The organism is Dehalococcoides mccartyi CG5 (assembly GCF_000830885.1).
GTDB lineage: Bacteria > Chloroflexota > Dehalococcoidia > Dehalococcoidales > Dehalococcoidaceae > Dehalococcoides > Dehalococcoides mccartyi_B.
Map to the genome: position 1 here is coordinate 290,846 of NZ_CP006951.1, position 24,041 is coordinate 314,886.

A 24,041-nucleotide genomic window follows, 5' to 3' on the forward strand; every position below is an offset into this window, starting at 1 on the left:
TGGAAACAAAGCAATTTATATCAAGGAGGTGCAGTCATGGCACAGGACAAAACTTTGGTCTGTCGTGATTGCGGCAATGAGTTCATTTTTACCGCCGGTGAGCAGGAATTTTATGCTTCCCGCGGTCTGAAAAATGAACCCAAACGCTGTCCTACATGTCGTTCCGCTCGCCGCTCTGAAAACAGGGCAGAAGGTGGCGAAAGAAGGACATATGAAGTAGTGTGTGCCGCGTGTGGCGTTCAGACAACCGTTCCCTTTGAGCCTACTGAGGGCCGCCCGGTTTATTGCAAGGACTGTTACGCTAAAACAAAAGAAAGCGAATAGAGCCTCTTTTTTAACCCGGTAAAATCAAATACAGACTCATACTTTAAGAATTTTCTGGTGAGTACGGGTCTGTATTATTTTTCGGGGCTAGGAGTTATGCAGGATTTTAGACAGAAAGAGCTTGGTTCTTTCATGTTTGGGGTTAGTGAAAAATTCATTCGGGGGGGCACTTTCCACTATCAGGCCTTCGTCCATGAAAATTACCCTGTCAGCCGCTGCTCGGGCAAAACCCATTTCGTGAGATACCACTACCATAGTCATACCCTCTTTGGCCAGAGTGGTCATTACGTCCAGAACCTCTTTTATCATTTCAGGGTCAAGGGCGGAAGTCGGCTCGTCAAAAAGCATTATCTGGGGATTCATGGCCAGAGCTCTGGCTATGGCTACCCGCTGCTGCTGGCCGCCTGATAGCTGAAGGGGAAAGGCATGAGCCTTGTCCGGTATGCCCACCTTCTTTAACAGGTCTGCCGCATTCTCCGCGGCTTCCTCTTTGGTACGTTTCCTCACCTGGCACTGAGCTAAAGTTATGTTGTCAATAACCTTCAGGTGGGAAAACAGGTTGAAGGACTGAAAAACCATGCCTACCTCACGGCGGACATGATTGATATTTTCGGTGGTGTCAAGGGTAATGCCGTCTACGGTTATTTTGCCTGAATCATATTCTTCCAAGCGGTTTATACAGCGTAACAGGGTAGATTTACCCGAACCCGAAGGGCCGATAATGACCACTACTTCGCCTTTTTTTACTTCAAGGCTTACCCCGCGCAAGGCCTGAACCCGCCCAAAATGTTTTTGGATGTTTTCAATCTTGATAATGGGTTGTTCTGCAGAAGTTTGTTTTTTGTTCATTATCTTGAAAACGCAGTTTTCTTTTCTATGTAGTTTATCAGACGGCTGGACAGGAGCGTAAGTATCAGGTAGAGCAGGGCAATCATACTCCAAACCTCAATGGGGTTGAAATTGGTAGCGGTAAATTCACGCCCCAGCCTTACCATATCAGCTACGGCTACGGTAGATACCAGTGAAGTGTCCTTTAGGAGTGAGATAAATTCGTTACCCATGGGGGGCAAGATCACCCTGAGTGCCTGCGGCAGTATTATAAACCGCATTGCCTGAGTATGACTCATGCCAAGGCTGCGGGCCGCTTCCATTTGCCCTTTGGGAATACTCTGGATGCCTGCCCGGTAAATTTCGCTCATATAGGCGCCGTAGCAGAAGGTCATACCCCAGATAGCCATCACAATGGGGTTGGCCTGATAGTTCAGCATCGGTCCGAAATTCAGGGCTTGCCCTATGGTCTGGATTATTACCGGGAAGGCAAAATACCACCAGATAAGCTGAACCAGCAAGGGAATTCCGCGTACAATTTCAACATAAAATGTGGCTATGCCGCGGATTAAAGTATTCTGAGATAAACGCCCCAGACCGCCGAATAACCCCAAAATAAGCATCAGGAAATAAGATACAACGGCAACCAGCACCGTAATCCCGATACCTACCCATACGTACTTGAAAATATCCAGAAAAGGGTCAGGCTGAAACAGCATCAGACCGCCCGCCAGAGCAAAAACCCCGGCTACCAACCACCACCATGGATCCATCCGGTTAGATGGTTCAGCCCCTGGTATGAGGGCTATTTTTTCAGGCGGCTTAATCTTGTTTTCTGCCATTTCTCCATACAAGAGAGGGGGCTTTTGAAGCCCCCTCTGTAGTTCTTAACGATTATGGATTCAAGTTCCACTTGGCTATAAGCTGGTCAAGCGTACCGTCTGCAATGACGGCTGCCAGACCCAGATTAATCCTGGCCAGGATTTCTGTTTGGCCTTTAGCTACGGAAATGCCGTAGTATTCGTCAGTGAAAGCAGTACCCACCTTCTTGAGTTTGTCGGGGTTAGCATTTACATAATCTATGGCTACCGGGTTGTCGCAAATAACGGCGTCAATCTGGCCGTTGATAAGGTCCTGGAAAGCCAAACCAATTTCATCGTATGATTTTACAGTAGCGTTAGCTATTTTTTGGGCCTCAAAAAATCCGGTAGTGCCGGTTTGGGCCGCAACCCTTTTACCGGTCAGGTCATCATGGCTCAGGATAGTGGTATTGGTTTTCTGTACGCAGACCATCTGGCCGGCGTTAAAATAGGGTTCAGAGAAGAGCCATTTTTCGAGACGGTCGGGGAGAATGGTGATTGAGGAAATGGCTACTTTATACTGACCGGTAGCCATACCTGCCAGTAAGGCATCCCAAGCCACATTCTGGAAGGTGACTTCCAGGTTGGCCTTTTCGGCAATAGCTTTCATCAGGTCTATATCAAAACCCTCTATAGCATGAGTTTGTTCATTAACATACTCAAAGGGCGCCCAGGTGGCATCGGTTACTACGGTAATCTGTAGTGTGGCAGTGCTGTCGTCAGTGTCATCAGTAGAGCTTTGGCAGCCAGAGAACAGCAATGCGCTGGACAGGAGCAGAGTCATAAGGATAGTACTTAAGCGCTTCATCTTTCCTCCTAGATTTATTAAGCTAATTCAAAGCCTTCTAAAGAGATGCAGATTAAAAAGATTACGAGGAAAGTCTACAATATTTACGGCCATGTGTCCATGTTTTTTTAGGGTTTGCTTTGAAAAATAATGCCCGACCGGGAGGTATCTGTAGCTGAAAACCACCCGGCAGGGCATATATTATTATATTTAACGGCTGCTAATTTGAGCGGGTGGCTACGAAAAGAGTGCCCGGACCTGCATGTACGCCCAGAGCAGCTCCTAGTCTGGATATTACTATCTGTTTACGCGGGAAAAACTCTGCCAGTCGGTCTGCCAAGGCCACTGCTTCATCAGGGGTGGTGGTGTAAATAACTGATAAACCGGCAATATTTTTTACCCCGGCCGTAAATTCGGTAAGCTTTTCCATACCCTTGCTGCGGCTTCGTACCTGTCCGGCAGGTAAAAGCTCCCCGTTCCCTACAACCAAAACCGGTTTAACCGAAAGGAGTGATCCCAACAGGGCTTTGGATTTACCTATACGCCCGCCCAGAGCCAGATACTTAAGCGTATCAAAGAAGCCCATCATCTGGATTTTTTCTACCGAACTGCGTACCGTATCGGCCACTTCCTTAAGATTTTTGTCTGAGGAAGCCACTTCTGCCCCCAGTAGCCCTAGCAGTCCCAGCCCCATGGAAACCGAACGTGAATCTATAACTTCTATCGGGGGGGCGTCCTTGCCAAGCAGTTTTTTCGCCTGAATAGCGGAGTCATAAGTGCCGGAAAGCTTGGAAGAAATATGGATGGAGACAATCCCGTCGCAAGTGGGTGCCAGCTCCCTATATACATCTATAAAATCCTGAGGTGATGGCTGTGAGGTATTGGGGTGAACCGATTCTGTCTGGAGTCTTTCAAAGAACTGGTCCTGGGTTATTTCCACCCCGTCTTTCAAGGCTTTTTCTCCAAAGCGGACGTACAGGGGGACGATGGTTATTCCCAGAGATTTTGCCAGTTGGGGAGGTATATCAGCTGTGCTGTCCGTAACAATCTTGATGTTCATATTAAATCTTCCTCCGATAATTGCACTAATACCATCTGGTGTATTCCGGAAAACCCCCGGGAAATGTACCCGCCTTAGCCCATCTGACCTCCTTGGAGTTCTGAGTAAAAGTGGTTGGTGTCTGTTAAGACTGCGTAAACTTTATAATGTTTATAGTTTCTTATAAAACATAAAAAATGTCAACTCCGGATAAAACTATAATTCCTGGTATATGTGTTAAAAAGACCCAAAGTTTTGCGGATTTAAATAGCAGACAGGTAAAAATAGGCATGAGTTGGCAGGTTAAAACGGGGGAAATAAATTTTAACTGGGTGTAGGATTATTTAATAATGATGATTTGGATTATGCTGTATTGCATTTTCAAAAGATAAAAATGGCAAGCAGGTATGGTTTGGATAGATGATTTTTTTGGGGAATATAAAATAAAGTGATGAAAGACGGGAGGGGTAAATAATTGGTGGCAGCGGGTAGATTTGAACTACCGACCAAGGGCTTATGAGTCCCCTGCTCTGCCACTGAGCTACGCTGCCACTAAAGACGTATTGTAAAATCTGCAAGGAGTATTTGTCAAATATTCCAAAAGCCGGGGTAAGGCGCAGTATAATCAGCCTGTAAAGGTATCCAAGGGTATTTGGGGTTAAAATTTGGCAAATATGCAAGCTGGCAAGGTATAGGGCTTTTAAAAAGGACTGAAAAGTGTTAGATTTTGGTGTTGTTTTAGCGTTTTATGCTAAAATAGCAGCGTTGAGAATAAACTTTGGGAGCGTACTATGGCGCTGACTCAAGTTAAAAATAATACTTCAAATATAGAATCAATTACTTATGGCAACCTTACCTGGATAAATATTGAAAACCCGCAAGAGGTTGATACCGAGTATTTGGCGGCTAACTATCCGTTCCACCCGCTGGACCTTGATGATGTACTGTCACGCCGTCAGCGGCCCAAGGTTGACGAATACAACGAGTATCTATTTTTTGTGCTCCACTTCCCGTTTTATAATAAGGAACTGCGGACTACTGTGCCGGCTCAGCTTTCGGTATTTATCGGGGGGAACTATCTTATCACCCTGCATACCGGCAATCTGAAACCACTGGTAAAGCTTTATCGTGAAATGGAGCTGGATGAGAGTTCCCGCCCTGAATATTTTGACCATGGTTCAGGTTTTTTGATGTACCGCATTGTTGACAGGTTGGTAGACTATTGTCTTCCCATTACTGTAAAGCTGCTGGATAATCTGGAAGAAGTGGAAGATGACATTTTTGCCGGTTCTAACAGTGACCTTAATATTGTCAAAGACATTGCCCTGCTCAGGCGGGATATTATTGCCACCCGGCGGATTATCTGGCCGATGAGGGCGGTCATTGGTTGTTTGGAAAATAAGCTCAGAAAATTTATAAATCAGGATATGTCTGTTTATTTTGGAGATATGACAGACCACATGGATAAAATATGGGATACTCTAGACGAGACTAAAGAGGTCATAGAGGGCTTAAGCTCCACCTTTGACTCCATGTCTTCCCACCGGACTAATCGGGCTATGCGTATTTTAACCATTGTGGCTACCATTTTGCTGCCGTTTACTATGGTAGCCAGCATCTTCGGCATGAACATCCCCCTGCCTTTTCAAAACTCGGAGAATGCCATTTACTTTGTGGCGGTTATTACAGCTATTATTGTGAGCTTGATGCTGTACATGTTCCGCCGTGTCCGCCTTATTTAGTTCTGCCGGAGAAAAATTGTTATGAATGTTTCCAGCCGCCTGCTCATTGTAAGTGGTTTGTATATTACTTGCCTTATTACCGCTAATCTTATAGCGGTGAAAATTATTGCCTTGGGAGACGTATTTCTGCCGGCGGCGGTGATAGTGTTTCCTTTCAGCTATATCTTCGGAGACGTCCTGACCGAGGTTTACGGTTTCCACTGGGCACGGCGGATTATCTGGCTGGGCTTTATCTGTAACCTTATTTTCGTAGTCTTTGTGGCTCTGGGTCAGGTACTGCCGGGTGCGCCTTTCTGGGAAGGGCAGGCGGCTTATGAAACCATACTTGGTTATACTCCCCGGATTTTGCTTGCCTCGTTTTTAGGGTATCTGGTAGGTGAATTTGTAAACTCGTTCATTATGGCCAAGCTGAAACTGCGGACCAAGGGGCGTTACCTCTGGCTGCGTACCATTGGTTCTACTCTGGCGGGGCAAGGGCTGGATACTTCCATATTTATTATGGTGGCTTTTCTGGGTACGCCGGTATTTGTGCCGATGATGATACTCTATCACTGGGGTTCAAAAGTGCTTATTGAAGCAGTAGCCACACCCCTTACTTACAGGCTGGTAAATTATCTGAAAAAGGCTGAAAACAGCGACCACTTTGATACAGCTACCAATTTCAGCCCTTTCAAGCTTTAGACAGGGGTCAAGGTACAAAGGTGGAAATAGTATTTTTAGGTGCTCATAATTGCGAAACCAAAACCACCCGCCCCAGTTGCCTCATGCTTTCCGGCGGGGTGGTGCTGGACGCAGGTGCTATTACCGGAAGCCTGACATTAGACGAACTCTATAGCCTGAAAGCGGTTATTTTAAGCCATGCCCATTATGACCACATAAAAGATGTGCCGCTACTGGCTATGAATTTGGCTTACGGCTTGAAAAGTGTGGATATTTACGGCAGTCAGGCCGTTGAAGAAGTAGTCACCAAGCCGCCTTTTTCCGGCGGTTTTTACCCTGATTTTTTTACCCGCCCGCCCTCTGCTCCGGCTTTGCGGTTTAATAAGATTACCCCCGGTTTGGAATTTGACTGTCAGGGTTACCGTATATTGCCGGTATCTGTCCCTCATTCCAGAGATACCACCGGTTTTTGGGTAAAAGACTTAAACGGGCATTCGTTTTTTTATACCTCGGATACAGGGTCTGGTCTGGGGGCTGTCTGGGAACAGGTTAACCCCGAACTGCTTATTATTGAACTGACCATGCCGAACAAACTCACTGAGCTGGCTTTAACCTCCAAGCACTTGTCACCTGAGCTTTTGGAGACGGAGCTTTTACTGTTCAGGGAGATGAAAGGTTATCTGCCCCAAATAGTTACCCTTCATACCACGCCGTTGTTCGAAGAAGAGATTAAAACTGAAATACAGGCAGTAGCGGATAGATTGGCTGCTGACATATTTATGGCCAGTGAAGGGCTGAAACTCCGTCTGGGAGAATAGGTATGTTTGCTGTCTCTGAGCCGCCGCGTTTTCTGGTTGACCAGAATGTGGGGAAACTAGCTGTTTACCTGAGAATGCTGGGTTTTGATGCCCGCCGTTTTGGCAACGGGTCTGACCGTCAGCTTCTTTCCGAAGCCCTTGCCGAGGGGCGGGTAATACTTACCCGTGATCATCTGCTTAGGGAAAGGCGGCTGGTTAAAAAGGGTAATTTAAAGGTTATGCTCTTTGAAATCGAAGTGGCGGAAGACCAGCTTCGGCAGCTTTTGTCGGATATGGCGCTGCATTCGTTTATATTACCTTTCAGCCGTTGCATAGAGTGCAATTATCCCCTTTATCCCGTCATGAAAGAAACCCTGTCTGAAAAAGTGCCTCCGTATGTTTACCAGAACCAGACTGAGTTCAAAGAGTGCCATCACTGCGGGCGGGTTTTCTGGAAGGGAAGCCACTGGCAGGCCATGCAGGAAGTATTAAACAGACTGGGTGTTGATAATAACCCCTCTTGCTGATAAACTCGTCTTAGCCTTAGCGAAAGCTGGTAGGAAATGGAAATAATCTCAAGCGTCCAAATGCGCCAGATAGAAGATGCCTGCCTGAAACAGGGCATTAGTACCGAAACCCTGATGGAAAATGCCGGCAGGGCGGTGGCTGTGTTTGCCCGCCATCTGCTGGAAGAGCAAAATGGCTGTCGGGTGCTGATACTGGCGGGTGCGGGCAATAACGGGGGTGACGGGCTGGTTGCCGGACGTTATCTGCGGAGCTGGGGTGAAAAGGTAAGCATATTTGTGCCTTTTATAGATACCCCAAAAGGCAAAACCGTTCAAGGCTGTTTGGAAGCCTCAGGTGATATATTTGCAGGTTTAGCGGAACTTGAAGAGCATCTGGCGGATGCAGATTTGGTAATAGATGCTTTGCTGGGTACAGGCGTAAACCGCCCGCTTGAAGGCATTTATAAAGAAGCTCTGCAAATGACAGCAAACGTTAGAAATACCAGACCAGAGATGCAAGTGCTGGCCGTAGATTTACCCTCCGGTTTAAATGCTGATACCGGGCAGGCGGATGATGCTTGCCTAAAGGCGGACTTTACACTTTCGCTGGGCATTGCCAAGCAAGGGCTTTTTACCCACCGCGGGCTGGAATTAAGCGGGGCGGTTTCGGTGGCGGATATCGGCATACCGCCTGAACTGACAACCGATATCCAAGCCGTTTTGATTGAAAAAGACTGGGCAAAGAGTGTTTTGCCTGTTCGTTCCCCCCATGCCAACAAGGGCAGTTTCGGGCGGGTGATGATTGTAGCCGGGAGTGACCGTTATATAGGGGCGGCCATACTAGCAGGGAGTGCCGCTATGCGTGTTGGTGCGGGCTTGGTTACACTGGCTTTGCCGAAAAGTTTGACCGGAGCAGTAGCGAGCAGAATACCTGAAGCTACTTATCTGCCTTTGCCTGAAGTATCCTCCGGTACTGCAGATAACTCTGCTGCACGCCTTGTCCTGAGTGAACTGGGTAAATATGATGTACTCCTTATAGGGCCGGGTCTGGGTCAAACCGGGTATTCCGCCAGACTGGTTACCGAAGTGCTCTCAAACCTGCCCGTGGGGCTTAAGGTTATAATAGACGCAGATGCATTAAATATACTTTCAGCTATCCCGGATTGGTGGCTGGAATATAAATTTGATGCGGTACTCACCCCGCATCCGGGTGAAATGGCCCGTCTGGCAAAAACTACCACCGAGGCTGTTCAGTCTGACCGTTTCGGGCTTTGCCAAAAGTTTGCCTGCAAATGGGGCAAGACGCTTATCCTGAAAGGTGCCGGGACAATAGTGACATCACCGCAGGGGGAAACCCTGTGCAATCCGGCGGCTAACCCTGTGCTGGCTTCAGCCGGTACGGGTGACGTACTTGCCGGAATAATAGGCGGTCTTTTGGGGCAGGGCGTAAGCCTTTTTGAGGCGGCAGGACTGGGAGTTTACCTGCACTCTCTGGCCGCAGAAGCATTGCGGAGTGAGATAGGTGATGCCGGTGTACTGGCTTCGGATTTGCTGTTAAAATTGCCTGTGGTTATAAAAGGATTGAAACAGGACTAAGTTATGAATAAACAAGCTGCCACAGAAAAACTTGTTGCCGTAGATATCGGCAATACCAGCGTAAATATAGGTATATTTGAGGGTGAACAACTGCTGGCAAACTGGCATTTGGGTTCAGTTGCCCAGCGTATGGCTGACGAATATGCCAGCCTGCTTTTAGGTCTTTTGCAGCATGCGGACATACAGGCGGGAGAGCTAAACCGTGTAATTATGTGCAGCGTTGTGCCGCCCCTGACCACTACTTTTGAGGAAGTGTTTAAAACCTATTTCAAGGCTACACCTTTGGTAGTGGGTGCAGGTATCAAGAGCGGGGTTAAGATACGCATGGATAACCCGCGTGAGGTTGGGGCTGACCGCATAGTAAATGCCGCTGCCGCCAGAGTGCTTTATCCAGGGGCGTGCATAATAGTGGATATGGGCACAGCTACCACTTTTGATACTCTTTCGGAAAGCGGGGAATATATAGGCGGGGCGATTGCACCAGGTATTGCCACTTCGGCTCAGGCCATTGTGGAGAAAACTTCAAAACTGCCCAAGATTGAAATAATCCATCCCGCCAAAGCCATCGGCTCCAACACTGTTTCGGCTATGCAGTCAGGGGTGTATTTCGGTTATATAGGGCTGGTGGAGGAGCTGGTCAGGCGGATTCAGGCTGACCTGGGGCAGAAAGCCAGAGTGGTGGCTACCGGCGGTTATGCCTCACTGATAGCCGAAGGCAGCCGTATTTTTGATATAGTCCGCCCGGACCTTACCCTTCAGGGGCTCAGGTTTATTTACCAGATGAATAAGGTTTAGTGATTTTTATATATTAAAATAGGAAACGTATGGAACGGCAGCAGCTATCCTTCCGGTTAAAACATCTTGTGAAGGGGGCTTGCCGGGGGAGTGCAGACGGATATGAATAAAGAACAGACGGTAGTTCTGGGGATAACCGGCAGTATTTCTGCCTATAAAGCGGGGGATATTGCCTCCAAGCTCCTTGCCGAAGGGTATACAGTAAAAGCGGTTATGACCGAAGATGCCTGCCGCTTTATATCCCCCCTGACCATTCGGACTCTCAGCCACCAGCCGGTAGTGACCAGTATGTGGGATATAAACTCCGAATACAGCGTGGAGCATGTCTCTCTGGCAGAGGAAGCAGACGTTATTCTAGTAGCTCCGGCTACCGCCAATATTATTGCCAAACTGGCCTGTGGACTGGCGAATGATATGCTTTCGGCTACTATTCTGGCCTGTAAATCACCGGTCATAATAGCCCCGGCTATGAATGACAATATGTACTCAAACCCCATCACCCAGCAGAATATTTCAAAGCTGAAGGAATGGGGTTTTATATTTGTAGAACCGGAATACGGCCGTCTGGCTTCGGGTAAAACGGGGCAGGGCAGGCTGGCTTCACTGGATAAAATACTGGGTTCAGTTACTCAGGTATTGGCTAAAAGCGGCCCTTTGGCGGGTAAAAAGCTGGTTATCAGCGCCGGTGGCACCCGCGAGCCGGTTGATCCGGTGCGTTATGTGGGTAACCGCAGTTCCGGCAAGATGGGGTATGCTCTGGCTGAAGAAGCCGTCAGACGGGGTGCCAGCGTCAGGTTGGTTTCGGGTGTTACCGACAGGCCTGTATCTTTTGGAGTTGACATAAAATACACCGAAACTGCGCTGGAGATGTTTGCTGCCCTTAGAGAAGCAGTCAAAGGGGCAGATGCTTTGATAATGACAGCCGCAGTTGCGGATTACCGTCCGGAAAAACCAGCCGTGGACAAGATTAAAAAGGGGGCTGAGGGGCTTGATTTGCATCTGGTGGCCAACCCGGATATATTAGCTTCCCTGCAGGGTGATTTTATAAAGGTGGGGTTTGCGGCTGAAAGCCGTGACCTTATGATAAATGCCGTTAAAAAAATGACTGACAAAAATCTGGATATAATAGCGGCTAACGATATCAGCCAGCCGGATAGCACCTTTGGTTCAGATACTACCCGCCTGACTCTCTTCTTTAAAAACGGCCGGGTAGAGGAATTGCCGCTTTTAAAGAAACAGGAAGCGGCCGCCAGACTCCTTGATGAAATTTCAGGTTTACTTTAAAACTTGATTTAATACGCCCAAAATAGGATTATATATTTCAAGTCAAATGCGGGTTGTTATCTAGCCGCTGTTTGTGAGGTAATTAGTATGGCTCAGTGTTCCGATTTGCCTGAAATGGCTAAGGCTTATGAAGCCGCCGAGGTTGAGAAAAAATGGTATCAGTACTGGATGGAAAAGAGCTACTTTAAGCCAAACCCGAATTCAGACAAGAAACCATTTGTTATAATCATGCCCCCGCCTAATGTTACCGGGGAGCTCCACCTTGGGCACGCCCTGACTGCTACGCTGGAAGATATCATGATCCGCTGGCACCGTATGCAGGGTGAGCCGACTTTATGGCTGCCGGGTGTAGACCATGCCGGCATTGCCGCTCAGGTAGTAGTGGAACGGGAACTGGCCAAGCAAGGTAAAACCCGCCAACAGCTGGGACGGGAACTTTTTTTAGAGAAGATGTGGGAGTGGGTTAACCCCTGCCGTGAAAAAATCCGCCATCAGCATATGCGTCTGGGGGCTTCGTGTGACTGGGACCGGGAGACCTTTACTCTGGATGCAGGCCCGGTCAAGGCTGTACGTGAGATATTTACCAACCTTTATGAAAAAGGGCTTATTTACAAAGGTGAACGAATAATCAACTGGTGTCCCCGTTGTGGTACCGCTGTTTCAGACCTTGAGGTAGACCACAAAGATTTAGCCGGGCATATCTGGCACTTGCGTTACCCTCTGGAAGATGGAAGCGGGTTTGTAACGGTGGCAACCACCCGGCCTGAAACCATGCAGGGGGATACGGCAGTTGCCATTCACCCGGATGATACCAGATACGCAGGCATGGTGGGCAAAAATGTGGTTTTACCTATTATGAACCGCCGCATACCCGTTATTGCAGACGAAGCGGTGGATATGGCTTTTGGTACGGGTGCAGTCAAGGTTACGCCTGCCCATGACCCCAATGACTTTGAAATGGGGCTTCGCCATAATCTGCCTATGATTACCATTCAGAACCGTGATACCACTATGAATGAAAATGCCGGCCCGTGCAGTGGCATGACTGCCAAAGCCTGCCGTGAGTATGTGGTTTCAGAGATGAAATCACTGGGTCTGCTGCTTAGGATAGAAGATTACATCCACTCTGTGGGGCATTGCCAGCGCTGCAGTGCCGTTATTGAACCCATGGTCAGCAAACAGTGGTTTGTGAAAATGGAACCCTTAGCCAAACCGGCTCTGGAGGCGGTAAACAGCGGGCGTATCCAGATACTGCCCGAAAGGTTTAACAAGGTCTATCAGAACTGGATGGAAAATATCCGTGACTGGTGTATCTCGCGCCAACTCTGGTGGGGGCACCGCATACCTGTCTGGTACTGTCCCTGCGGGGAGATGATAGTTGCCAAGGTGGATCCCACAGTCTGCCCCAAATGCGGCGGCACCGAGCTGGAACAAGACCCTGATGTGCTGGATACCTGGTTTTCATCCGGGTTATGGCCGCATTCCACTCTGGGTTGGCCTGACCAGACCGAAGACCTGAAACGCTTTTACCCCGGTACTGTCATGGAAACGGCTTACGATATCATCTTCTTCTGGGTGGCCCGCATGATTGTAATGGGTATGGAAGATATGAATGAGGTGCCCTTCCGTACTGTATACCTGCACGGTTTGATACGCGACGACAAGGGCGAAAAGATGAGCAAAACCAAGGGGAATGTAATAGACCCGCTAAAGGTTATTGACCAGTATGGTACAGATGCCTTGCGGTTTGCAGTTACTTTCGGTACTTCTCCGGGCAACGACTCAAAGCTGGGGCAAACCAAGCTTGAAGCCGCCCGTAACTTTGCCAATAAACTCTGGAATGCCAGCCGTTTTGTCATAATGAATCTGGGTGAGGCAAAAGAACTTACACCAGAAGCTGAATTACCCCTTGAAGACCGCTGGATAATCAGCCGTATGAACAGGGTGACAGCAGATGTCACCCGCCTGATGGAGGAATTTCAGTTTGGCGAAGCCCAGAGGGTTTTGCAGGATTTTATCTGGGGTGAATTTTGTGACTGGTACATAGAGCTTGCCAAAGTACGGCTGCGTGATGAAGCGTCTGTCTCGCCCCGCCCGGTATTGGTTAGGGTTCTTTCCAGCATTTTGCGTTTATTGCACCCCTATATGCCTTTTATTACTGAAGAACTCTGGAGTTATTTGAGGCCATACCTGCCTGAATCTCTTCGGGAAACGGACATTATAGTTGCCCCTTATCCGGCGGCAGATAAAACCTGTTTTGATGAACAGGCTGAAAGCGTTATGGGCAGTCTGGTTGAAATAGTCCGTTCGCTCCGTAATCTGCGGGCAGAACATAATGTAGAAATCTCCCGCTATATACAGGCGAATATTTATGCAGGGGATATGGCAAGTGTTCTTGGGAATTACCTGGGGGCGGTAGAGACCCTTTCCCGCGCCAGACCGGTAAATATCCTGCCCGGCCACTATAGCGGGGCGTCTACTGCCACTGAGGTGGTTCTGGTGCTAAACGGAATTGAAGTGGTGGTGCCCATGTCCACTATGGTAGACCTTGAGGTAGAGGCCAAGCGGGTAAAAGCGGAGATTTCCGAACTGGAAATCCAGATAGAACGGCTTTCTACCCGGCTTTCAGATGAGCAGTTCCTTGCCAAAGCGCCTCAGGCGGTGGTGGACAAGGAACGTATTAAGCTGGAAGGTTATATAGAGAAAGTAAGCCGCCTTAAATCAGCTTAGGAAGCCGGCTTTGTATCCGGATTGGTAGTAGGTACTTCGGCAATTACGGTAGTGCCCTGTCCGGGGTGGGTAAGTATATGTATATGCCCGCCAATAAGCTGGGCGCGTTCATGCATACCTGCCAGCCCTAGTTTGCCGTTTTGAGCCAGATTATCAGTCTGTTCCGAAAGGTTAAACCCCTTTCCATTATCCTGAATGGTCAGCAAAATGGCTTTGGGTTTGAATTCCAGTTCCAGCCTGACCCAGGTGGCCAGCGAATGTTTGCGGATATTATTAAAGGCTTCCTGGGCAATGCGGAAGATAAGCAGCTGGATTTCGGCTGTCAGCTCTACTTCACGCCCTTTTACGTTTGATTCTGTATGTATCTGCCCGTCCTGTGCCAGTTTCTCGGTCAGCCATTCCAGAGCAGGTATCAGCCCCAGGTCATCAAGTATACGCGGACGCAGGTCTTGGGCTATCCGCCGTAGGCTTTCAAGTGCCTCTTCAGACTGGGTGCGCAGGGCGTCAAGCTGGGGTTTGCAGTCTGCAATATCACGTTCAGACTGTTTGCTCAGATTATCTATCTTTTGCATCAGCAGTAAAAGCAGGGGGGCTACTTCGTCATGGAGTTCACGGGAGATGCGTTTGCGTTCAGCTTCCTGTGCCCGTATAACATCCTGAACGAATGACTTCATGTTTTGCTGGCGGCGAAGTTCTTCGGTAATATCACGGGCTATGTTTTGAAAACCAAGTACTTCGTCAGCTGATTTTACCAGTGTAGTTGCCATACGCAGTACCGCCACCGAGCCGTCATGGCGGCGGATTTTTTGCTCGTAAGGCATTTTTACTTCTTCACCAACGGCTATACGGGAATTCATATCCATTATCTGGTCATATTCAGAGGCAGTAGTCAGCAGGTCTTTCAGGTTTTTCTGTTTAAGCTCGGTTCGGGTATAACCGGTCAGTTCGGCTGATGCCCGGTTGGCATATACAATATGCCCTTTCCGGTCATAAAACCAGATAGCATCAGAGGCATTTTCAAATAAGCAGCGGTGGCAGAGTGCCGGCGGTTTAAAGCGTGTTTCGGTCATAGCCGTCTATCCCCTGAGGTACATCTTCCAGCATTACATAACCTTCGCGAAAGCCTTTGACAATGGCTTCGGTGCGGCAACTGCAGCGCATTTTGTTGAATATATTTGAAAGGTGGGCTTTTACTGTCCGCATGGACAGAGTCAGTTTATCAGCAATTTCGCGGTTACTCAGGCCTTTTGATGCCAGCTGGAGTATTTCAATCTCACGCGGGGAGAGTTGGCCGCGGACTTTATCTTCGTCAGATTCCTTGCTCACATTTACTACCCGTTCCAGCAGTTTTCGGGTGGCAACTGAATCCAGTACGGATTCGCCGGCTTTTATAGCTCTGATAGCCCCCACAATCTCGTCGCTTTTCGCACTTTTCAGCAGGTAACCGCTGGCTCCGGCTTCAAGCAAACCGAGTATATAGCGGATATCACTATAGGCCGTAAGTATTAGGATACAGGTGGAAGGGTTATTTTTCTTGATAAGTTTGGTTGCTTCCACCCCTGTCAGTCTGGGCATGACTATGTCCATAAGGACTACGTCCGGTTTGAGCTGGGCTACCATATCAACCGCTTCTTGCCCGTCTCCGGCTTCGCCGATTACTTCTATGTCTTTTTCCTGACTTAACAATCGGCTCATACCTTCCCTAAGGACTGCATGATCATCAGCTATCAAGACTTTGGTTTTCGCCATGTTAAGCCTCCGTAAGTGGGGAATTAGTACTGTTAAATGATTGTATTATATCTTTAGGACTATAGCAATATATCATTTGGTGAAATACTTGAATTAACCGAATTAGTTGGATTTTTGCTGAAGCCGCCGGGCATATTTTTTGAGGTAGTTCAAAGATTTATTGGTATCCGAAGCTACTCTGGCTTTTTCGCTGTGCAACAGTCGGTATTTAAACAGCCAGTAGGTAAACTCTTTGAGTTGATGGATTTTTATGGTACCGGTTTTGGAGTAACGTTTTTCACGGCGGAACTGGTCCAGCATTTCGTCATGGGTACGTTCATAAAGCTGGACAAAGGCTTCATCTATAACCGTGCCTTCCCTTCGTACTCCCAGTGAACGGTGTTCTTTGCGGACGTCACTCTGGGTAACTACCAGCAGTGCTTCTTCTACAGTAATGCCGTAAAAGTAGTTAAGGTATTGGCGGTAACGTACTTCTCCCAGAAATGCCAGCAGTTCATCAGCAGTAAGCTCCTGCGGGGCAATCCCCTTGAAAAGAAGGTTATCCCGTTCTTGGGCGGGTATGAGATCTTCCAGTTCACGGCTGAAGCGCTCAAACAGGAGTATCAGGTCCAGTGCTTCGCCGCCAATCAGATACTGGTAATGGCGGCCGTCATATTCTTCGCTATCCAGCGGCCAGACAGCTACCGCTTCCAGCAGGGCAGGATACCACGCCTGCCCCTTTTCTATGGCTGCCCTGAGGCGGGCAATAACCAATTCCGGGGTTTGTCCGTTTAATATTTCAGTCAACTAATTTATCCGTTTGCCAAGTGGCTATTTGCCGCAGCATTTCTTGTATTTTTTCCCGCTGCCGCAGGGGCAGGGGTCATTTCTACCTATTTCCTTGGCAGCGGGAGTGGTGGATTGAGTAGCCGCTTTGGCAGAGACGCCGGGTATGGCCGCAGCGGGTGCGGCGGGCAGGGGTTTTTGCTGCTGTACCGGGCGGGAAGCAGCTTTGGCAGTAGCCGATTCGGTTTGATGCTGAATCTGTATACCAATCCGGTAAATATTGTGAACTACGTCATGTTTGATAGTTTCCAGCAATTCCTGAAAACGTACATGGCCTTCGTTCTTATAGGCGATAAGGGGGTCACGCTGGGCAAAAGCCTGCAAGCCGATTTCCCTTCTCAGGTTTTCCATAATGGTCAGGTGTTCCACCCAGAGTGAATCCAGAGTGTGAAGCATGATAATCCGTTCAAGCAGTCTCATAGAGCCCGCTCCGGTTTCATCTTCTTTTTTCTGGTAAAGCTCTTCGGCAGTGCGGGTGAGCAGGTCGGTTATTTCTTCCTGAGAAAGTTTAGCCAGCGCTTCTGCATTTATCTCGGCGGGCAGGGTAAAAATGCCGTTAAGGTGGGTGACAAGCCCATCCAGATTCCATTCTGAAGAGTCGTATCCCCGGGTATGTTCGGCAGTCTGGGTTATTATTTCTTCCCGAATCATATCCAGTATGTTGGATTTCAGGTCTGCCCCGGAGAGTATCTTGCGGCGTTCTGCATAGATGACTTCGCGGTGCTTGTTTACTACGTCATCATATTCCACCAGGTGTTTGCGTACGTCAAAATGGTACCCTTCCACCCGTTTTTGGGCATTTTCCAGAGTGCGGCTGACCAGACCGTTTTCTATGGGGGTGTTTTCGTCCATGCCGGCCCATTCCATTATGCCCTGTATGCGTTCACTGCCGAACCGGCGCATAATATCATCATCCAGCGCTACATAGAACCGCGAAGAACCGGGGTCTCCCTGTCGGCCTGAGCGTCCCCTAAGCTGGTTGTCAATCCGTCTGGATTCGTGGCGTTCTGTACCTATTACGTGTAAACCGCCGGCTTCCAGCACCTGCTGGTGGTGTGCTTGCCACTCGTTATAGACTTTGGCGTCATCTTTAGTTGGTTCTTTGCCACCCAGCAGTATATCTACACCGCGTCCGGCCATGTTGGTAGCTACAGTTACCGCACCGGGTTTGCCGGCTTCGGCTACTACCTGAGCTTCCTTTTCATGCTGTTTGGCATTCAGTACCTTGTGTTCAATCCCTTGCCTTTTCAGCATGTTTGAAAGCATTTCAGAGTTTTCAATGGAAACTGTGCCAACCAGTACCGGGCGTCCCAGTTTACGCATTTCGTCAATTTCATTGACCACGGCCTTGAATTTGGCGGATTGGTCTTTATATATCTGGTCGCCGTAGTCTTCACGAACGGCGGGTTTGTTAGTGGGGATAATAACCACTTCCAGTTTATAAATCTTGGAAAATTCCTCCGCTTCAGTAGCGGCGGTGCCTGTCATGCCGCAAAGTTTGCGATACATGCGAAACAGATTTTGAATGGTTACCGTGGCATAGGTCTTGCTTTCCTGCTGTACCTTTACATGTTCTTTGGCTTCGATAGCCTGATGCAAGCCCTCGGAGTAACGCCGTCCCAGCATCATGCGGCCGGTGAACTCATCAATAATGATAATTTCACCTTCTTTGACTACATACTGGTGGTCTTTCTTATAAAACTCTTTGGCGGAAAGAGCATTTCGCAGGTGGCGGATAAGCGGGGCATTCTGGGGGTCATACAGGCTGTTGCCCTTCATGACGCCTTCGCGTGAAAGCAGTTTCTCCACATTTGCCCAACCATCTTCGGTCAGTTCAGCATTGCGGTCTTTCTCATTTATCTCATAGTCTTTTACGGCTACCAAACGGGGAGACAGGCGGGCAAATACATCGTACAGTTTGCCTGCCTCGGTATCCGGGGCGGAGATGATAAGAGGTGTACGGGCTTCGTCTATAAGCAGGTTGTCAATTTCATCTACTATGGCATAGTTCATATCCCGCTGAACACACTGGGCAAGGTCCGGCCGCAGGTTGTCACGCAGGTAATCAAAACCGAATTCGGTAGAAGTTCCGTAAGTAATATCCGCTTTATAGGCCTCTTGCCGTGAGATGGGGCGGAAGTGCGTCCATGGGTCACCGGGTATTTCCGAGGTATAGTCAGGGTCAAACAGGCGTGAAGGCAGTTCTTCAGTAGGGGTTTGCATGGGATAAATACTGGAAACGCTAACCCCCAGTGCGTGGTAAACAGGTCCCATCCAGTAGGCATCACGTCTGGCCAGATAATCATTCACAGTTACCAGATGCACGCCTTTTCCCAGCAGGGAATTAAGATAGAGGGGCAGGGTAGCAACCAGTGTTTTACCTTCACCGGTACGCATTTCGGCTATCTTGCCGTGGTGGAGTACCATACCGCCGATAAGCTGAACATCATAATGCCTTAGGCCGATAGTCCGGCGGGAAGCTTCTCTGACAGCGGCAAAGGCTTCAGGGAGTATTCCGTTCAGAGCGGTATTCTCTTTAGCGGAAAGGTCTTTATTTAAAGACTCCAGTTTGGCTTTAAGGCGGCTTTGTTTGCTGTTGTCGGCTATCTTCTGGGCTTCGGCTAGTTCAGCAGTGGTACTGGTTATATCTTCCTGAATACCTGCCGTAGTAGTTTCAAAAGTATTTTTCAGGCGTGCCCTGAATTCAATGGTTTTAGCCTTTAGGGCTTCGTCACTCAGGGTGGTGAATGAGTTTTCAAGCTGGTTTATTTTGTCTACCAGCGGTTCAAGTGCCCGGATCTCTTTTTCGTTTGAGTCTCCGAAGCTGGAAAAGAATTTAAACATGGTTTACTCCATTTGCATCTGATCGTACATCTCTCCGATGGAATTACCGGTATGTATCCGGTAAATAGCCTCACCGATGAGAGGAGCGATGGAAAGAACAGTTATTTTATCTATTTTTTTCTGGGGAGTGAGGGGTATTGAGTCAGTTACCACCAGTTCCTTTATGGGGGAGGTGGCAATGCGCTGGATAGCCGGGCCGGAAAGCACCGGGTGGGTGGCACAGGAATATACTTCTTTCACCCCTTTGCTTATAAGTATATTTACGTTGCCTACCAGTGAGCCGGCAGTATCTATTTCATCGTCAAAGGTCAGGGCGTTTTTACCCTCTACATCACCGATGATATTTATGGTTCTGGTTATGTCGTTATTGCCCATGCGTCTTTTTTCAATAATCGCCAGAGGGGCATCCAGTTTGGCGGCAAAGTCACGGGCTTTTTTGGAGATGCCTACATCTGTGGCTACGACCACCAGATCCTTTATGTTCTTTTTCTTGAAATAGTTAGCCAGCAGGTTTTCAGCGGTCAGTTCGTCAACCGGCATATTGAAAAAGCCCTGTATCTGGGGGGCATGCAGGTCTACGGTCAGTATACGGCTGGCACCGGCGGTGGTCAAAAGGTCGGCTACCAAACGGGCGGTAATGGGTACTCTGGGCTGGTCTTTTTTGTCAGTACGGCCATAACCGTAATAAGGCAAAACTGCGGTAATTCTCTCTGACGAAGCCCGTTTCAGGGCGTCCATCATAATAAGCAGTTCCATAATGCTCTGGTTTACGGGTGAGCAGGTTGGTTGGATAACGTAGACATCTTTCTGGCGGACGCTTTCCTGTATGCGGACGAATATGTTTTCGTTTGAAAACTGGAAAACTTCGCATTTGCCCATCTGAACCTTCAGGTATTCTGCTACCGCCTTGGCCAGATCAGGATTTGCATTGCCGGTGAAGATTTTCAGTTCTTCTGTCAAATTGCCGTTAACCAACACGTCCGTTCCCCCTTTTTATATATCTATGCCGGGTACAGGGAATTTGCGGCAGAGGTGAATTACCTCGGCCAGTACCTGTTTTTCTACGTCTTCGTTACCTATGTTTTTAAGTACCTTGCCAATCCAGCCAACAGTCTGGCGGATTTCAGCCGGACCAAATCCGCGGCTGGTTGCTGCCGGGCAGCCCAGGCGTATGCCTGCCGGTACGTTGGCAGTTTGGTTTTCGGCAAAGGGTACGGTATTGCGGTTGATTACAATGCCAGCTCTGCGCAGTGCCAGCTGGGCGTCATAACCGTTTACCCCTATGGGGCTTAAGTCTACCAATACCAGATGGTTGTCGGTACCGCCTGAAACCAGGCGGAGTCCCAGCTTGCGTAGTTCCTCAGCCATTACCTGGGTATTCTCAAGAGTTTTTTTCTGGTAAGTGACAAAACCGGGCTGCATGGCTTCCTGAAAAGCCACTGCTTTAGCGGCAACTACCTGCATAAGAGGTCCGCCCTGCATTACCGGAAATACTGCCTGGTCAATAGCTTTGGCGTATTGCTCTTTGCAGAGTATAAAGCCGCCGCGCGGGCCGCGCAGGGTTTTATGGCTGGTAGAGGTAACCACATCAGCGTATGGCACTGGTGAAGGATGAAGCCCGGCGGCTACCAGACCGGCAATATGGGCGATATCCACCATCAGTTTGGCGTCCACCTTGTCACAGATAGCCCTGAAACGTTCAAAATCCAGTATTCGGGGATAGGCTGAAGCACCGGTCACAATCATGCGGGGGCGATGTTCCATAGCCAGTTTTTCCAGATTATCATAGTCAATCCGCTCGGTTTCGGCATTCAGCCCGTACTCAATTACATGGTAAAGCTTGCCGGTAAAATTGACCTTTGAACCATGGGTCAGGTGTCCGCCGTGGGAAAGGGTAAGTCCCATTATGGTATCACCGGGTTTTACCATGGCGAAATAGGCGGCCATATTAGCTTGAGCCCCGGAATGGGGCTGAACGTTGGCATGTTCGGCATGGAACAGGGTCTTTGCCCTGTCTATAGCCAGTTCCTCTACGGCGTCTGCGTATTCACAGCCTGCGTAATATCGTTTGCCGGGGTATCCTTCGGCGTATTTATTGGTGAAAACTGAACCTTGAGCTTCCAAAACAGCCTTGCTGGTATAGTTTTCTGAAGCTATGAGGTCAATTGTTTCTTTCAGGCGGGTGGTTTCCTGCATTATGGCATTATAAACTGCCGGATCCGAGGTCTTTAAAAAGCTCATGGCTCTCCTTTCAGGTGTAAAAAAACAATCAGCGTAAGTCTACAACGCAAGGGATATTATATCAAATTGACTTGACATATTGACAGTGTTATCATAACCCTATTAGGCAGCTAGATGTCAGATAAATAATATAATGCATGATAAAGAAGAATTACTCAAGGGCATATATATAGAAATAGCCCGTTGTGTACGTTGTAATCTTCATACTACCCGTACCTGTTCTGTCCCCGGTGAAGGGAATGCCGATGCCAAAATTATGTTTATTGGCGAAGCCCCCGGTTTTAACGAAGACCAGCAGGGGCGTCCCTTTGTAGGTGCAGCCGGCAAATTCCTGACAGAGCTTATCTGCTCTATAGGGCTTACGCGGGAAGATGTGTATATTACCAATGTAGTTAAAGACCGTCCGCCGGGCAACCGTGACCCCCTGCCGGACGAGATTTCTGCCTGTTGCAATTTTCTGGACCGCCAGATAGAAATAATAAAACCAAAAATCATAGTCACTCTGGGCAGGTTTTCTATGGCCAGGTACTTCACCGGTATTACCATAAGTAAAATTCATGGTCAGCCGATGAGACGGGACGGGATAATTTATTATCCTATGTACCACCCGGCCGCAGCCCTGCACCAGGGGGGCTTACGTAAGGAGATTGAACAGGATATGCTCCGGATACCGGGGTTGCTTGAAGAACTGAAATGTGCCGAGGCGCTTTTAGTTCCCAAAGAACCTCCAACCCGGCAGTTAGGCCTGTTCTGATGAAGTATGGCAAAACCTAAACTTAAGATTGTACCTCTGGGTGGCCTGGGTGAGATAGGCAAGAATATGATGTCTGTAGAATATGGGGAAGACATCATCCTGATAGACTGCGGGCTTATGTTCCCCGAAGAAGAAATGCTGGGTATAGATTTGGTAATACCCGACATTTCATATGTACTGGAAAACCGTGAAAAAGTACGGGGTATTGTAATTACCCACGGACATGAAGACCATATAGGGGCGTTACCCTATATACTTCCCCAGATAAATGTACCTATTTATTGTACTAAACTTACCCAAGGGCTTATTTCGGTAAAGCTGAAGGAAGCCAAACTGCTCCACCAGACCAAGATAAATGTTATCCCGTCTGACGGTACTTTCAAGCTGGGTAAACTCAAAGTAGACTTCTATCCGGTCTGCCACAGTCTGCCGGATTCGGTGGGGCTGGTTATCCAGACGCCTATCGGGGCGGTAGTCCACAGCGGTGATTTCAAACTGGACTATACGCCGGTAGACGGCAAACCTACCAATCTGTCACGTTTGGCTATGCTGGGCTCGCGTGGAGTACTGCTTTTGATGTCAGACTCCACCCATGTGGAACTGCCCGGTTATACCCCCTCGGAAACTGTGGTGGGCGAAAATATTGACCGTATTATCGGGGCGGCTACGGGGCGGGTACTGGTTACCACCTTTGCTTCGCTTATTTCCCGCCAGCAGCAGGTTATTGATGCCGCTGCCAAATACGGGCGCAAGCTCTTTTTTGCCGGCCGCAGTATGACTGAAATTCATAAAATGGCTACCGATTTGGGCTACCTTAAAGTGCCTGAAGGTCTGGTATGCAATATAGAGCAGCTTCAGCGTGTACCCCCGGAGAAAGTGGTTTTGATGACTACCGGTTCTCAGGGTGAACCTACCTCTGCCCTTGTTCGTATAGCCAACCGTGATTTCCGCCATGTCCACATAATGAAAGGGGATACCGTAATTATTTCGGCGTCCCCCATACCCGGCAATGAATCACTGGTAAGCCGTACTATAGACAGCCTTTTCCGCCAAGGGGCTAAAGTGTTTTATGACCGCATAGCCAAAGTACATGTACACGGGCATGCCAGTCAGGAAGAACTGAAGCTGGTACTCAATCTGGTCAACCCCAAGTACTTTGTGCCCGTGCATGGCGAATACCGCCACCTGACCATGCATGCCGAGCTTGCCCGGACTATGGGTGTTGCTCCGGAAAATGCCTTTGTCATGGAAGACGGGGATATACTGGAGTTAAATACCAAGTCCGGTCGTATTACGGGCAAAGTCCCGTCCGGCAATGTCTACGTAGATGGTTTGAGTGTGGGTGATGTGGGCGGGGTGGTACTCCGCAACCGCCGTATGCTTTCACAGGACGGTATCGTAGTGGCAATTGTGGCTATTAACAAGCAAACCGGTATGCTGGTGGGCAGGCCGGATATTGTTTCCAGGGGATTTGTTGATCCTGATGAATCTAAAGCTATGCTGGATGCCAGTCGTGACCTTATAATCAAGCTGCTTGACCATGACGGTAAGGATATTCCCGAGGGGGCTATGTATAATGATGTTAAAGAAACGCTGAACAAGTTTTACTACGAGCAGACTAAACGGCGTCCCATGGTTATCCCGGTTATGGTAAAAGTGTAGGTTTGTAGACGAGGTTGA

21 protein-coding genes and 1 tRNA gene are annotated in these 24,041 nt (G+C 48.6%); 11 read left to right on the plus strand and 11 right to left on the minus strand.

What is annotated here, in order from left to right:
• Positions 1 to 36 precede the first annotated feature (36 nt).
• Positions 37 to 324: a zinc-ribbon domain containing protein gene (locus X794_RS01455; RefSeq protein WP_011308938.1), complete on the plus strand. Its 288-nt coding sequence runs from the start codon at positions 37 to 39 to the stop codon at positions 322 to 324.
• A gap of 87 nt (positions 325 to 411) precedes the next feature.
• Here the strand turns inward: X794_RS01455 and X794_RS01460 are convergent, their stop codons facing one another.
• The 5 genes from X794_RS01460 to X794_RS01480 form a co-directional block, all read right to left on the minus strand.
• Positions 412 to 1,173, minus strand: a complete 762-nt coding sequence (locus tag X794_RS01460; RefSeq protein WP_011928837.1) for an amino acid ABC transporter ATP-binding protein — start codon at positions 1,171 to 1,173, stop codon at positions 412 to 414.
• Complete coding sequence (locus X794_RS01465) at positions 1,173 to 1,994, minus strand: amino acid ABC transporter permease (RefSeq protein WP_011928838.1); 822 nt, start codon at positions 1,992 to 1,994, stop codon at positions 1,173 to 1,175. The genes X794_RS01460 and X794_RS01465 overlap by 1 nt, the downstream gene beginning before the upstream one ends.
• A 52-nt stretch (positions 1,995 to 2,046) precedes the next feature.
• On the minus strand, positions 2,047 to 2,820 hold the full coding sequence (locus X794_RS01470) for a basic amino acid ABC transporter substrate-binding protein (protein WP_012984184.1): 774 nt from the start codon (positions 2,818 to 2,820) through the stop codon (positions 2,047 to 2,049).
• A 199-nt stretch (positions 2,821 to 3,019) separates the two neighbouring features.
• Entirely contained in the window at positions 3,020 to 3,859 is an 840-nt protein-coding gene (locus X794_RS01475; protein ID WP_011308943.1) for a DegV family protein, read from the minus strand.
• A 455-nt stretch (positions 3,860 to 4,314) separates the two neighbouring features.
• Positions 4,315 to 4,389: transfer RNA gene (locus tag X794_RS01480), tRNA-Met, on the minus strand.
• A gap of 240 nt (positions 4,390 to 4,629) precedes the next feature.
• Between X794_RS01480 and X794_RS01485 the strand changes: the two genes are divergently transcribed.
• From X794_RS01485 to X794_RS01520, 8 genes are all read left to right on the plus strand, one after another.
• Positions 4,630 to 5,580 (plus strand): magnesium transporter CorA family protein, encoded by a 951-nt coding sequence (locus X794_RS01485; RefSeq protein ID WP_011308945.1) that lies wholly within the window; start codon positions 4,630 to 4,632, stop codon positions 5,578 to 5,580.
• Positions 5,581 to 5,601: 21 nt separating this feature from the next.
• Positions 5,602 to 6,261, plus strand: coding sequence for a queuosine precursor transporter (locus X794_RS01490; protein ID WP_011308946.1), 660 nt, complete (start codon positions 5,602 to 5,604; stop codon positions 6,259 to 6,261).
• Between the two features lie 20 nt (positions 6,262 to 6,281).
• Complete coding sequence (locus tag X794_RS01495) at positions 6,282 to 7,058, plus strand: MBL fold metallo-hydrolase (RefSeq protein ID WP_011308947.1); 777 nt, start codon at positions 6,282 to 6,284, stop codon at positions 7,056 to 7,058.
• Between the two features lie 2 nt (positions 7,059 to 7,060).
• The gene (locus X794_RS01500) at positions 7,061 to 7,564 is read left to right on the plus strand and encodes a Mut7-C RNAse domain-containing protein (protein ID WP_011928841.1); all 504 of its coding nucleotides are present in this window, start codon (positions 7,061 to 7,063) and stop codon (positions 7,562 to 7,564) included.
• Positions 7,565 to 7,600: 36 nt separating this feature from the next.
• On the plus strand, positions 7,601 to 9,139 hold the full coding sequence (locus X794_RS01505) for a bifunctional ADP-dependent NAD(P)H-hydrate dehydratase/NAD(P)H-hydrate epimerase (protein ID WP_034376716.1): 1,539 nt from the start codon (positions 7,601 to 7,603) through the stop codon (positions 9,137 to 9,139).
• A 3-nt stretch (positions 9,140 to 9,142) separates the two neighbouring features.
• Positions 9,143 to 9,934 carry a type III pantothenate kinase gene (locus X794_RS01510; protein ID WP_034376715.1) on the plus strand — a complete coding sequence of 264 codons (792 nt, stop codon included), beginning with the start codon at positions 9,143 to 9,145 and terminating at the stop codon, positions 9,932 to 9,934.
• Positions 9,935 to 10,036: 102 nt separating this feature from the next.
• Positions 10,037 to 11,218 carry a bifunctional phosphopantothenoylcysteine decarboxylase/phosphopantothenate--cysteine ligase CoaBC gene (gene coaBC / locus X794_RS01515; RefSeq protein WP_011308951.1) on the plus strand — a complete coding sequence of 394 codons (1,182 nt, stop codon included), beginning with the start codon at positions 10,037 to 10,039 and terminating at the stop codon, positions 11,216 to 11,218.
• Between the two features lie 87 nt (positions 11,219 to 11,305).
• Complete coding sequence (locus tag X794_RS01520; protein ID WP_034376713.1) at positions 11,306 to 13,948, plus strand: valine--tRNA ligase; 2,643 nt, start codon at positions 11,306 to 11,308, stop codon at positions 13,946 to 13,948.
• On the opposite strand, the gene X794_RS01525 is transcribed toward X794_RS01520, so the two are convergent.
• The 6 genes from X794_RS01525 to glyA all read right to left on the minus strand — a co-directional run bounded on the left by X794_RS01525 (position 13,945) and on the right by glyA (position 21,607).
• Positions 13,945 to 15,018, minus strand: a complete 1,074-nt coding sequence (locus X794_RS01525; protein ID WP_011308953.1) for a PAS domain S-box protein — start codon at positions 15,016 to 15,018, stop codon at positions 13,945 to 13,947. The two genes, X794_RS01520 and X794_RS01525, sit on opposite strands and share 4 nt — an antisense overlap.
• Positions 14,999 to 15,697: a response regulator transcription factor gene (locus X794_RS01530; RefSeq protein WP_011308954.1), complete on the minus strand. Its 699-nt coding sequence runs from the start codon at positions 15,695 to 15,697 to the stop codon at positions 14,999 to 15,001. The genes X794_RS01525 and X794_RS01530 overlap by 20 nt, the downstream gene beginning before the upstream one ends.
• A 102-nt stretch (positions 15,698 to 15,799) precedes the next feature.
• A complete protein-coding gene (locus X794_RS01535; protein ID WP_012984189.1) occupies positions 15,800 to 16,483 on the minus strand; it encodes a hypothetical protein in 684 nt (227 codons plus the stop codon).
• Between the two features lie 24 nt (positions 16,484 to 16,507).
• Entirely contained in the window at positions 16,508 to 19,366 is a 2,859-nt protein-coding gene (gene secA, locus X794_RS01540; protein ID WP_041344459.1) for a preprotein translocase subunit SecA, read from the minus strand.
• Between the two features lie 3 nt (positions 19,367 to 19,369).
• Positions 19,370 to 20,344: a ribose-phosphate diphosphokinase gene (locus X794_RS01545; protein WP_011308957.1), complete on the minus strand. Its 975-nt coding sequence runs from the start codon at positions 20,342 to 20,344 to the stop codon at positions 19,370 to 19,372.
• A gap of 15 nt (positions 20,345 to 20,359) precedes the next feature.
• A complete protein-coding gene (glyA, locus tag X794_RS01550; RefSeq protein WP_011308958.1) occupies positions 20,360 to 21,607 on the minus strand; it encodes a serine hydroxymethyltransferase in 1,248 nt (415 codons plus the stop codon).
• A 133-nt stretch (positions 21,608 to 21,740) separates the two neighbouring features.
• Between glyA and X794_RS01555 the strand changes: the two genes are divergently transcribed.
• Both X794_RS01555 and X794_RS01560 read left to right on the plus strand, forming a co-directional pair.
• Entirely contained in the window at positions 21,741 to 22,361 is a 621-nt protein-coding gene (locus X794_RS01555; RefSeq protein WP_015406944.1) for a uracil-DNA glycosylase family protein, read from the plus strand.
• A 6-nt stretch (positions 22,362 to 22,367) separates the two neighbouring features.
• Positions 22,368 to 24,023 carry a ribonuclease J gene (locus X794_RS01560; RefSeq protein WP_034376707.1) on the plus strand — a complete coding sequence of 552 codons (1,656 nt, stop codon included), beginning with the start codon at positions 22,368 to 22,370 and terminating at the stop codon, positions 24,021 to 24,023.
• Positions 24,024 to 24,041 lie beyond the last annotated feature (18 nt).